The organism is Mesorhizobium sp. M0060 (assembly GCF_040323155.1).
In the GTDB taxonomy this organism is placed as follows: domain Bacteria; phylum Pseudomonadota; class Alphaproteobacteria; order Rhizobiales; family Rhizobiaceae; genus Mesorhizobium.
In genome coordinates, this window is record NZ_JAMYUP010000048.1 from 1 (window position 1) to 11,303 (window position 11,303).

At 64.7% G+C, this 11,303-nt stretch carries 10 protein-coding genes; 3 read left to right on the plus strand and 7 right to left on the minus strand.

Annotated features, from left to right (window positions below; genetic code table 11):
- Window positions 1-128: 128 nt before the first annotated feature.
- From NKJ94_RS28860 to NKJ94_RS28880, 5 genes are all read right to left on the minus strand, one after another.
- Window positions 129-1,067, minus strand: coding sequence for an ABC transporter substrate-binding protein (locus NKJ94_RS28860; protein ID WP_352530016.1), 939 nt, complete (start codon window positions 1,065-1,067; stop codon window positions 129-131).
- A gap of 77 nt (window positions 1,068-1,144) precedes the next feature.
- On the minus strand, window positions 1,145-2,122 hold the full coding sequence (locus tag NKJ94_RS28865; protein ID WP_502904224.1) for an ABC transporter permease subunit: 978 nt from the start codon (window positions 2,120-2,122) through the stop codon (window positions 1,145-1,147).
- Between the two features lie 20 nt (window positions 2,123-2,142).
- Entirely contained in the window at window positions 2,143-3,687 is a 1,545-nt protein-coding gene (locus NKJ94_RS28870; protein ID WP_352530020.1) for a sugar ABC transporter ATP-binding protein, read from the minus strand.
- Window positions 3,684-5,063: an FGGY-family carbohydrate kinase gene (locus tag NKJ94_RS28875; protein WP_352530022.1), complete on the minus strand. Its 1,380-nt coding sequence runs from the start codon at window positions 5,061-5,063 to the stop codon at window positions 3,684-3,686. The genes NKJ94_RS28870 and NKJ94_RS28875 overlap by 4 nt, the downstream gene beginning before the upstream one ends.
- Complete coding sequence (locus tag NKJ94_RS28880) at window positions 5,060-5,842, minus strand: DeoR/GlpR family DNA-binding transcription regulator (protein WP_352530024.1); 783 nt, start codon at window positions 5,840-5,842, stop codon at window positions 5,060-5,062. Before NKJ94_RS28880 ends, NKJ94_RS28875 begins: the two co-directional genes overlap by 4 nt.
- 213 nt (window positions 5,843-6,055) lie before the next feature.
- Between NKJ94_RS28880 and NKJ94_RS28885 the strand changes: the two genes are divergently transcribed.
- From NKJ94_RS28885 to NKJ94_RS28895, 3 genes are read left to right on the plus strand one after another with little or no spacing between them, the layout of a single operon-like run.
- Window positions 6,056-7,099, plus strand: coding sequence for a class II aldolase/adducin family protein (locus tag NKJ94_RS28885; RefSeq protein ID WP_352530026.1), 1,044 nt, complete (start codon window positions 6,056-6,058; stop codon window positions 7,097-7,099).
- Between the two features lies 1 nt (window position 7,100).
- Complete coding sequence (locus tag NKJ94_RS28890) at window positions 7,101-8,399, plus strand: FGGY-family carbohydrate kinase (RefSeq protein ID WP_352530028.1); 1,299 nt, start codon at window positions 7,101-7,103, stop codon at window positions 8,397-8,399.
- Window positions 8,396-9,241, plus strand: coding sequence for a TIGR01459 family HAD-type hydrolase (locus tag NKJ94_RS28895; RefSeq protein WP_352530030.1), 846 nt, complete (start codon window positions 8,396-8,398; stop codon window positions 9,239-9,241). The genes NKJ94_RS28890 and NKJ94_RS28895 overlap by 4 nt, the downstream gene beginning before the upstream one ends.
- A 20-nt stretch (window positions 9,242-9,261) precedes the next feature.
- On the opposite strand, the gene NKJ94_RS28900 is transcribed toward NKJ94_RS28895, so the two are convergent.
- Together NKJ94_RS28900 and NKJ94_RS28905 are read right to left on the minus strand one after the other, a co-directional pair.
- Entirely contained in the window at window positions 9,262-10,068 is an 807-nt protein-coding gene (locus NKJ94_RS28900; protein ID WP_352530032.1) for an exodeoxyribonuclease III, read from the minus strand.
- A 372-nt stretch (window positions 10,069-10,440) separates the two neighbouring features.
- Window positions 10,441-11,124: an outer membrane lipoprotein carrier protein LolA gene (locus NKJ94_RS28905; protein WP_352530034.1), complete on the minus strand. Its 684-nt coding sequence runs from the start codon at window positions 11,122-11,124 to the stop codon at window positions 10,441-10,443.
- Window positions 11,125-11,303: the final 179 nt, after the last annotated feature.

Below are 11,303 nucleotides of genomic sequence, written 5' to 3' on the forward strand. Positions count from 1 at the left end.
TGCGCTCCTTTCTCTTCTCGGTGTGGGTCTTTAGTTCTATTATATTAGCCAAACCTGTTTTTGTTTACACACAATCATCAACTCCTGGGGGCGGCCGTCACCCCGCGCCCCCACCAGGCTTGGGAGGCTTAGCGAGCCGCGGTCCAGCCCTTGTAGTCCTTCAGGTTCCCGGCCGTGATCAGCTTCGGGTCGAGCAGCACGGTGGGCTCGGCCGGCTTCTTGCCGGCAAGCAAGTCAGCCGCCATCGTCAGCGACTGCCCGGCCATCACGTAGGGATCCTGCGAGGCCGAGGCCTTGATCATCGACGTGCCGGAAGCGAGTTCCTTCTCGATATCGGGCGCGCCGTCGACCGCGGTGAAGATGAACTCCGAGCGGTTGAGCTGCTTGGCCGCAAGCTGGGCGCCGATCGCCGTCGGATCGTTGATGGCGAATACCGCGTCGATCTTGTCGAAACGGGTCAGCAGCGACTGGAACACTTTCAGGCCGCCGTCACGTGAGCCTTCGGCGTTCTGGTCGTCGGAAAGGATCTTGATGTCGGGGTGTTTTGCCAGGACGTCCTTGCAGCCCTTGACCCGCTCCAAGATCGACGATGACGACGGGCCGTTGAGGATGACGTAGTCGCCCTTGCCGCCGGTATGGTCGACCAGATACTGGCACGCCTCTTCGCCGGCCTTGACGTTGTTGGTCATCACAGTGACGTCGGCGCCCGGCGCCGAAACGTCGAAAGCGGCAACGACGATGCCGGCCGCCTGCGCCTTCTTCACCGCCGGCGCGATCGCCTTGGCATCGACGGCGTTGAGCATGATGACGTCGACGCCGGCGGCGATAAAGGAATCGACCTGCGAAACCTGCTTGTTGAGGTCGTAGTCGGCCGATACCGACGTCACCTGCACGTTCGGGTTGATCTTCTTGGCCGCGTCCTCGATGCCTTTGATGGTGGCGACGAAGAACGGGTTGCCGAGCAGGCCGACCGAGATGCCGACCTTGTTCAAATCCTTGGCCGATGCCGGCGCGATGACGGCGGCCGCAAGGGCGACGCCGCAGAGCAGTTTAGCGATGGTCTTCATTACTTTCCTCCGATTGCCCCGCGCCTCTCACGGTGCGTTACACATGAAACCGGCTCCTTGCCGGCGACTAAGGGCCATCACGTTCTTGCTCCTGCCTGGAGCCTGTAGCGGTCGAGGGCGACCGCCACGATGATGACCAATCCCTTGATGATGTACTGCCAGATGTCGGAAACACCGGCGAGGATGAGCCCATTGGAGAGCACCGCGATGATCAGGCCACCGATCAGCGTGCCCCAGATCGAGCCGACGCCGCCGACGAAGCTGGTGCCGCCGAGAATGACCGCGGCGATCGCATCCAACTCGTAGGACTGCCCGAGCTGCAGCCCGTTGGCGGCATAGAGCCGGGCCGCCGACATGGCGCCGCCAAGGCCGGCCAGAAGGCCGGAAACGCCGTAGACAAAGAGCAGCACCAGCGGCACCTTGATGCCGGTCAGCCTAGCGGCCTCGGCGTTGCCGCCGACGGCGTAGATCCAGGTGCCGAGCACGGTGCGCTTGAGCACCAGCCAGGACAGCACCACGACCGCCAGCGCGATGATCACCAGCCAGGGAATACCGAACAGCGAACCGTTGCCGATGAAGTCGAACGGCAGGTCCGAGTTGAATACCGTGGTGTCCTGGCCGAGCAGGCGGGCGACGCCGCGCACGGCGGTCAGCGACCCCAGCGTGACGATGAAGGGCGGCAGCTTGATATAGGCGATCAGCAGCCCGTTGATGATGCCGAAGCCGAGGCCGACGAGAATGGCCGCCGGCACGCCCAGCAGTCCCCAATCGGGCACCAGCGACACCATCACCGCCACCATCGCTGAGGCGGCAAGGATCGAGCCGACGGACAGGTCGATGCCGCCGGTCAGGATGACGAAGGTCATGCCGGCCGCCAACACGATGTTGATCGACGATTGCTGCATGACGATCAGCAGATTGGTCTGGGTGAAAAAGCGCGGGTTGATGAACTGGAAGCCGACGGCCAGCAGGATCAGGATCGGCAGCATGCCGAGCGCGGCAATAGCAGTGCGCCACCTTGTGCTCCTGCCGATCGCCCGGTCATCCGCTTTCATCGTGTCGGCCACCTTGTCGGTCATTGCTGAGCCGCTCCCGTTGCAAGTTCCATGATCGCTTCCTGCCGCAGTGGCTCGCCTCCCGACGCCGTCACCTCGCCGGCAATGGTGCCGTCGCGCATCACCAGCACGCGGTCGGCGATGCCGATCACCTCCGGCAATTCGCTGGAGATCATCAGGATGGCGATGCCTTTCTTGGCCAGATTGTCGATCAGCCGGTAGATCTCCGACTTCGCCCCGACATCGACGCCGCGGGTCGGCTCGTCGAGGATGACGACCTGCGGCTCTGTTTCCAGCAGGCGGGCGAGCAGCACCTTCTGCTGGTTGCCGCCCGACAGCGAGCCGGTATTGGCCTGCACAGGGCTGGTGCGGATGGAGAGGTCTGAAACCGCCTTGGCGGCGCGCTTTTCGGCAGCATTGAAGTCGCGCAGACCGCCGGCCTTCGCGTCCTTTGCCAGCACGCCCATGCTGATGTTGTCGGAGATCGACATGTCGAGGAACAGGCCAAGTTGCTTGCGATCCTCGGTCAGGTAGGCGATGCCGGCATCGAGCGCCTCGCGCGGCGAATTGATGGATATCGATTTGCCACCGAGTTCCAGCGTGCCGGCGGTGCGCCGGTCAGCCCCGAAGATCAGCCTTGCGAGTTCGGTGCGGCCCGAACCGACCAAGCCGGCCAGAGCCAGCACCTCGCCTTTGTGGAGGTCGAAGGAACAATTTTTTATGAGATTGCCATCCGACATGCCGCGCACCGACAGCGCGACGGCGCGCTTGCTGTCCGGCGGGCGGTGATCCTTCTTGTAGAAGGTCGACAGATCGCGCCCGACCATCATCGATACCAGGCGCGAGGCGTTCAGATCAGCGCGATCGAGCGTGCCGACATAGCCGCTGTCGCGCAGCACGCTGACGCGGTCGGCGAGCTGGTAGACCTCCTCCATGCGGTGGCTGATGTAGATGATGGCGATACCTTGCGACTTCAGCGTCGCGATCACCTCGAACAGCCGGTCGGTCTCACGCGAGGTCAGCGACGTGGTCGGCTCGTCCATGACGATGATGCGCGCATTGGTCGACAGCGCGCGGGCGATTTCGACCAGTTGGCGCTCGCCGAGCGACAGGCTGGCGACGGGAGTGCGCGCCGAAAAAGTCACGCCGAGCCGCGCGATGATCTCGCTGGCGCGCCGGTTGCACTGCTCGCGGTCGACGATGCCGAACCGTCGCGGCTCGTTGCCGAGGAAGATATTCTGCGCCACCGACAGATTGGGCGCCAGCGACAGCTCCTGATAGATGACCGCAATGCCGGCGGCGCGTGCCTTGATCGGGTCGCCGGTGGCGGCCGGCACGCCGTCGATCAGGATCTCGCCGCCGGGATCCGGCCGGTAGGCGCCGGACAGCACTTTCATCAGCGTCGACTTGCCGGCACCGTTCTCGCCCATCAGCGCGTGCAGCTCGCCGGCATGGACGGTCAGCGACACATCGTGCAAGGCGCGGATCGGGCCGAATGTCTTGGAGATATGGCGCATTTCCAGCACCGGCTGGCGGGCCGTCTCGATCCGGGCGGCGGCGCTCATCGTGCACCTCCCGCAGCTGCGCTGGCTACACCCCGGTCGGCGGCAAGGCCGCGCCAGTCGTTGCGGTAGCCGGCAAGGCCGCTGAAGCTTGCCGCATGCACCGCCTCCGGCGCCTCAGTGGCAAATTCGCGTCCGGCACTTTCGAAGGCAAGTGCCGCAGCACCGGTGGCGCTGCCCTCCAGCGTTGCGCCTTGCAGGAAGGCCTGCCCGGGGCGCAATTGCGCCAAGAGCGCGGCAAGCATGCCGCCATTGTTCAGGCCGCCATCGACGATCACCGTATTGTCGGAATGGATCAGCTCAAGGCACAAATCGACCATCAGCGCGACATAGAGCAGCGCCATGGCCGCCCGTTCCTCGGCATTGGGCGTACGCCCGACCAGTTCACCGCGGCGGTGTGGCATCGGGCCGCCGGGCGCGAAGCTCGGCAGCGCCATGATGCCGGCGTCGATCACCCGCTGGATCGAGGACGGCGCGATCGCACCCTGCCAGCCGGCGCTGATCGTCGCGAATTCGCGGCCGCCCATGAAGCGGATGGTCGGCACCGGGCCGCCACCGATATCGACGTTGACCAGCATGTCGCGCTCACCGTCGAGCGCGTCGAGCGGACAGTCCGGATTGAGCACGACGACCCAGGTGCCGGTCGAGACCACGGTCACCGGCCCGAGCTGCTGCCGGCGATAGGCATAAAGCGCGGCATTGCTGTCGTGGACGCCATTGTGGATGGCGACCGGCTTCGCGGCTTGGCCGAAGCGTTGCTCGCCGATCACCGCGCCGGCACGCTCGAAGGCGGGCATCTGGCCGCGCCAGCCCTCTTCGTCGACCAGCGAACTGAAATCTTGGCTGCGCGGCGCCCATAAATGCGAATGGCAGCCGAGATAGGACACTTCCGATACCGGCCGACCACCAAAACGCCAGCTCCAATATTGGGGGTAGCCGAGGATCGATTTCGCTGTGGTGAAGGCGTCGGGCTCCACCTCCTTCAGCCACAGCATGTGGCGGCCGTAATTGAAGCCAAGCGGCAGGCGCGGCGAAAAGGTCTCGGCAAAATCCGGAATGCGGCGGTCGATCCGCGCGGCGATTTCGGCTGGCGGTTCCTGCTCGTAATCGAGGATCGGATACGTCAGCGCAGCGTCGTCGATCAACGCGAAGGTGCAGCCATGGCCGGATACCATCAGCCCGTCCACGCCATGCGTGTCGACCGCGTCATCGATGGCGCGGGCCGCCCAGTCGTGCAGCGCTGCCTCGTCGAGCACGCTGAAGCCGCCTTTGCGGATCCAGCTCGGCTGGGTGCGGCGCTCGTCAAGGATGCGCCCGTCCTGGCCGAAGACGAACAGCTTCGAATTGGTCTTGCCGAAATCGAGGACCGCGATGTTCACTGGGCGCCTCCCGAGGACGCGGCGATCCGCACCATGACGCCGGCGTCTTCGAGCACGCGCGCATCGGCGTCGGACAGGCCGTCATCGGTGACCAGCGTACCGATCCGCGACAGCGGCAGCGCCACGTTACGCGCATGGATCGACAGTTTGCGGCTGTCGGCCAGCACGACGATCTGGTCGGCGCACAGGCTGAGCTCGACGATCGAGCGGACCAGCAGCGGGTGCGATTCCAGCAGGCCTTCCTGGCCGATGCCTTGCGCGCCGAGAAAGAACTTCGAGGCGTAGAACGGCACCGCCTGGGTCAGCGAATGGATGATGCCCGGCTCACGGTGCAGTTCGCCGCCGGCGACGGTCAGGCTGCAATGGCCGTGGTCGCTGAGATAGGCCGCGAGCGGCATCGAGTTGGTGTAGAGCCGGATGTTGCGGTCGGCGAGCTTGACGCCGAGATGGAAGCAGGTCGAACCGCCATGCACGATGACCGCGTCGCCGTCGCGCACCATGGTCGCCGCCAGAGCGGCGATCTGCCGCTTGGCCTCGACGGCGAGGTCGCGGTTCTCGTCATAGGGCCTGGCATAGGCGACGCCGGCTTGCGAAGCGCCATCGAGCGCCGAGATGCCGCCATAGACCTTGCGCGCTTCGCCGGCCTCGTCGATCTTGTCGATATCGCGCCGCACCGTCGCCGCCGACACGCCAAGCCGCTCCTGCAGTTCCCGCACCGATGCGAAAGGCCGGTCCCGCAAAAGCTCGACAATCTGACGCTGGCGGCCGGAGTCGCTCAAACCTTACCTCCCAATGCCCTTTGCCTCCCCAGTGCCATTTGCGTGGCAATTGGTGCAACTTACTCAACGCACCTCGGATTGCAAGCGTGATTTGACGCGATAACATCACTGTTGACGTAACTTACTCGCATCTGCGATACCAGCGTCAGTCTCGTCCCGGCAACGGGACGTCCAAAGCCGTGGCCACGCGGCCGGTTTGTGGAGGAATTTCCGATGACGATCAGTGCGGATGCGCAGGAATTGGCAGCGCTGCGGTCGCTTTCAGCCGAGATCGGCAACGACCCGCATCTGACCCAGGCCGCCGGCGGCAACACCTCGCTGAAAGCCGGCGACACGCTGTGGATCAAGGCCTCGGGTACCTGGCTAAAGGACGCGCTGGCCGAGGACATCATGGTGCCGGTCAGCATCCCGCCGCTGCTTGAAGCCATCGAACGGCGCGACCTGGCCGCCGAACAGCCGCAGGCCTTCGCCATCGAAGCGCTCAATGCCCGCGGCCTGCGCCCGTCGATCGAGACCACGGTGCATGCGCTGATGCCGCAGCGCATCGTTCTGCATGTCCACTGCGTCGAGACCATTTCGCTGGCCGTGCAGGCCGACTGCGAGGCCGAGGTCGCCAGGCGGCTCGATGGCCACCAATGGGCCTATGTTCCCTATCGCCGGCCGGGACTGCCGCTTGCCCAGGGCATCGCCGAGCGCTTGCGGCCCGGGGTGGACATCCTGATCCTCGGCAATCACGGCCTGGTCGTTGCGGCCGAGACCGTCGCCGAGGCCGACATGCTGCTGCGTCGCGCGACACGGCTGCTGGCGCGGCCGCCACGCCAGGTGGCGGAGCCGGACATCGCGGCGCTGACGGCGCTGGCCGGCGACAGCGGCTACAGATCGCCGGGCGATGTCGAGGCGCATGCGGTGGCGATCGACCCCGAAAGCTGCCGCATGGCTTCGGGGGGCAGCCTCTACCCCGACCACGTCATCTTTCTCGGCGAGGGTTCGGTCGTGGCGAGACCGGGCGAGGACGTGAAGCGCGTCGTCGGGCGGTGCGGCACGGCGCCGGTGGCGATCCTGTTTCCCGGCCTTGGCGTGCTGATGCGCGGCGGCGCCAGCGCCGGTGCCGACGCCATGCAGCGCTGCCTCGCCGACGTGACCGCGCGGGTCGACGTCGCGGCGAAGCTGAACTATCTGACAGCGGCGGAGAATGACGAACTGATCAACTGGGACGCCGAGCAGTATCGCCAGAAACTCAATGCTGCCGGCAGCTGACATGTCGCTTTCAATCGGCCCACTTGCCATCGGCATCGACATCGGCACATCCGGCGCGCGCGCCGTCGCCATGCGCCCGGATTTTTCGATCGCCGCGCAGTCCACCGTTCCACTCGACAGATTTGGCCAGAACGCCCGCGACCCCGCTACCTGGTGGTCGGCGGTAAGCGCAGCACTGACTGAGCTGCTTTCCCAGGTCGATCGCACCGCGGTCCGCTCGATCGCCGTCGACGGCACTTCGGGCACGCTGCTGCCGGTCGAGGCTGCCGGGCGGCCGCTGGCCGAGCCGTTAATGTACAACGACAAGGTCGCTGACAAAGCTATCCTGGCCGCTGTCGCTCGCCAGGCGCCGGCAGCGAGCGCCGCGCATGGCCCGACCTCGGGTCTTGCCAAGGCGCTCTGGTTCCAGCGCCTGCCCGGTGTCGTCCCCGAAATCATCAGGGTGCTGCACCAGGCCGATTGGATCGCGGGACAGTTTTCCGGTCGCTTTGACATCAGTGACGAGAACAATGCCCTGAAAACCGGCTACGACGTCGAGGCCCGCCGCTGGCCGGACTGGATCGCCGCAACCGGCATGCACATGGACCTTCTGCCTCGCATTGTCCGGCCGGGCGACATCACAGGCACGCTCTCGCCGAGCACCGTGGATCTGTTTGGCCTGCCGCATGACGTGGTCGTGGTCGCCGGCACCACCGATGGCTGCGCCTCGTTCCTGGCGACCGGTGCAACGGCTGCGGGCGACGGCGTCACTGCGCTCGGCTCATCGCTGACCATCAAGATCCTCTCCGATCGGCCGATCTCGGCGCCGCAATTCGGCATCTACAGCCACAGGCTGGGAGACACCTATCTGGCGGGCGGCGCCTCGAATTCCGGCGGCAAGGTGCTGGCCCAGCATTTTCCCGTCGGCCGCATCATCGAACTCAGCAAAAAAATCGACCCCGCGACGCAGACCGGCCTCGACTATTACCCGCTGCCGGTGCCCGGCGAGCGCTTCCCCATAGCCGATCCGGCGCTGCCGCCGCGTCTCGAGCCGCGGCCTGCCGACGACGCCGATTATCTGAAAGCCATGTTCGAGGGTATTGCGGCGATCGAAGCGCTCGGCTATCGCCGGCTTGCTGAACTCGGCGCACCCCGGCTGACATCGGTCAGGAGCGTCGGTGGTGGCGCGGCAAATCCGGCCTGGACGGCGATCCGGCGGCGCAAGCTTGGCGTCGCCCTCTTGCCGGCTCTGTCGGATGAGGCCGCCGCCGGCACGGCGCGGCTGGCGCTGATGGGCGCAAGCGCAGCGGGGCTTTTATGACGGCAGTTCAACATCTCGACGGCATCGGCGCGCTGGCCGAGCGCTACCAGGTGTTCCTGGTCGACCAGTTCGGCGTGCTGCACGACGGCATCAACCCGTATTCCGGCGCTGTCGAAGCATTGTCGGCGCTCAAGCGCGCCGGCAAGACCACCGTGCTGATCTCGAATTCCGGCAAGCGGGCCGAACCCAATGAGCGCCGCCTGCTGAAGCTCGGCTTCGAACCGGGAAGCTGGGATCACTTTGTCTCCTCTGGCGAGGTGGCGTGGCGCTCGTTCCACGAAATGGCGGCATCCGGAGCCCTGCGCTCGGAGACAAAATGCCTGCTGATCAGCCGCGACAATGACCGGTCGGCGGTCGACGGCCTGCCCTTCGTCCTGGCAAAGGACGGTAGCGATGCCGAACTGGTGCTGATTTCCGCCAGCGAGGGCGACCGTTACGACCTCGACCACTATCGCCGGCTTCTTGGTCCGGCGGCAGCGCGGCAGGTGCCATGCTTCTGCACCAATCCCGACAAGATCATGCTGACTGCCGTCGGCCCTCGCTTCGGCGCCGGCCGGCTCGCCGATCTCTATGAGAGCCTCGGCGGCAGCGTCACGCGCATCGGCAAGCCCTATCCGCAGATATTCGAGGCAGCCCTGGCACTGGCGGACAATCCGGATCGCGACAGCGTGGTCTGCGTCGGCGACAGCGTCGAACACGACATCGCCGGTGGTATCGGCGTCAGCGTCGCGACCACGCTGGTCCTGTCAGGCATATTGGCGGACACGCCTGATCTGGAGGATGTTTTCGCCTCGCTGAACGCCCGCCCGGACTACATCGCCGAGTCCTTCAGGTTTCCCTGAGCTGCGTAAGGCGGACAAAACTAATCCAGGTCGAAGCGTCCGATCACCGGCACATGGTCCGAGGGCCGTTCCCAGCCGCGTGCCAGCCGCTGGATTTCATAGCCGGCAAAATGCGGCACAAGGTTTGGCGACGACCAGATATGATCGAGGCGCCGGCCGCGATTTGAGGCTTGCCAATCCTGGGCGCGATAGCTCCACCAGGTGTAGAGCTTCTGCTCGTAAGGGACATTGAGCCGCATCAGGTCGACCCAGTTGCCGGCGAGCCGCATCGCCTCGAAATTTTCCGTCTCGACCGGCGTATGGCTGACGACGTTGAGGAGCTGCTTGTGCGACCAGACATCGTGCTCGAGCGGCGCGATGTTGAGATCGCCGACCAGGATCGAGCCGGAGTGATCGTCATGCTCGGCGCGGACGGCATTCATTTCGGCAACGAAATCGAGCTTGTGCTTGAACTTGCGGTTGACGGTCGGGTCTGGCTCGTCGCCACCGGCCGGAACGTAGAAATTGTGCAGCAGGATCGTCTTGCCGCCGGCCTTGACGGTGACCGATAGATGCCGGCTGTCCTCGATCTCGCAGAAGCGGCGCTTTTCGACGATCTCGATCGGCCGGCGCGCTATGGTCGCAACGCCGTGATAGCCCTTCTGGCCATGGAAGGCGATGTGCTCGTAGCCGAGCTTACGGAAGGCCTTCTCCGGAAACAATTCGTCTGGAACCTTGGTTTCCTGCAGGCAGAGCACGTCCGGCCCCTGCTCGACTAGCGGGCGCTCGACGATCGGCATGCGCAGCCGGACGGAGTTGATGTTCCAGGTAGCGACGGAAAAGGACATGCACAAAGGATCCGGAGCCGCGCATGAAATGCCAAAGGTGAACGCCTTTGGCCAGGGGTCATGCGCCCATGAAAGAGTCGGCCCGGAATCTGCCAGCCGCAAGCCTCAAAGACAAGCCGCCGCACTGAGCTGGGGGGTGTTGATGTTCAAGAAGGTCGGCGCCGCCCCTCATTGCCCTGCCGGGCATTTCTCCCCGTATAGTGACGGGGAGAAAGACGCTGGCCGTGGCCTCGGGGTCCTTTTTCTCACGCTGGGAATTGGCGAAATCTTCCGTGGCTGCGTCCTTCTCCCCGTCACTATACGGGGAGAAGATGGCGGCAGCCAGATGAGGGGCAGCACCAACGCCGGACCCCTTCCCACAGCGGTGGAAAGCTACCGCGACTTGGTGTTCAGTTCCCGGTTCGCCGTATAGTCGATGGCAAAAGTGTCGGGGGCGAAGCTGACGCCCTCCTTGGTGTTAAAGATCATCACCGTCGTGTCCTTCCCTTGCGCATCGGTGATGGTCCACTGCCGCAATTCATAGGATTTCGGATCGAACATCATGGTGATCTTCGAATTGCCGAACACCGATTTGTCGGCAAGCTGGATGGTGGTGAGGTCGTCTTCTTCCTTGACGGCTCTGACACGCCCGCCCGACAGATCGATCTTGTCGTCCAGCAGCAGCTTCAGCGGCGTTTTCGACAGCGGGTAGAGGTCGGAGGTCCGCAGCTTCTTGTTGAGGATGACCACCGACTTGCCGTCGGAAATCACCCTGAAATTCGAGGCGCCGTCATAATTGAAGCGGATCTTGCCCGGCCGTTCCAGAAAGAACTTGCCGCCGGTCTGCTCGCCCTTGGGCCCGAACTGCACGAACTCGCCGCTCATCGATTTGACCGAGGAGAAATGGTCGGCAATTTTCTGCGCCGTCGCCGGAACCGCTGCTTGCGCCGACGCCAGCAGCTGGAAGCCGGGCACGACGTTGAGGGCTGCGGCACCAACCAGGACCAGGCCGAGGCCGAGCACCTGCCGGCGGGTTGGGGCGAAATCCCTGCTTGGGGCGAAAGATGCGTTTTTCATGCCGGTCACCATCATCTGATTGCTTGCTCGTTGTATTGGTCTGGCCCCCCAGTTGGGCTTAAGTTTGGCGGGCAGCGCAGCGCTCATCCGTTGCAACGCGCCAAGAGGTTCACAGTTGCCGGCGCGGTCCGGCCGGTGGATCGGAGCATGATCCTGAAAAGTGGATAGAGTTCCATCCC

Bases quoted from the DNA above. Each gene is read 5' to 3' on its own strand.
- NKJ94_RS28860 (WP_352530016.1), bottom strand. From the start codon at position 1,067: ATGAAGACCATCGCTAAACTGCTCTGCGGCGTCGCCCTTGCGGCCGCC.
- NKJ94_RS28865 (WP_502904224.1), bottom strand. From the start codon at position 2,122: ATGAAAGCGGATGACCGGGCGATCGGCAGGAGCACAAGGTGGCGCACT.
- NKJ94_RS28870 (WP_352530020.1), bottom strand. From the start codon at position 3,687: ATGAGCGCCGCCGCCCGGATCGAGACGGCCCGCCAGCCGGTGCTGGAA.
- NKJ94_RS28885 (WP_352530026.1), top strand. From the start codon at position 6,056: ATGACGATCAGTGCGGATGCGCAGGAATTGGCAGCGCTGCGGTCGCTT.
- NKJ94_RS28890 (WP_352530028.1), top strand. From the start codon at position 7,101: ATGTCGCTTTCAATCGGCCCACTTGCCATCGGCATCGACATCGGCACA.
- NKJ94_RS28895 (WP_352530030.1), top strand. From the start codon at position 8,396: ATGACGGCAGTTCAACATCTCGACGGCATCGGCGCGCTGGCCGAGCGC.
- NKJ94_RS28900 (WP_352530032.1), bottom strand. From the start codon at position 10,068: ATGTCCTTTTCCGTCGCTACCTGGAACATCAACTCCGTCCGGCTGCGC.
- NKJ94_RS28905 (WP_352530034.1), bottom strand. From the start codon at position 11,124: ATGAAAAACGCATCTTTCGCCCCAAGCAGGGATTTCGCCCCAACCCGC.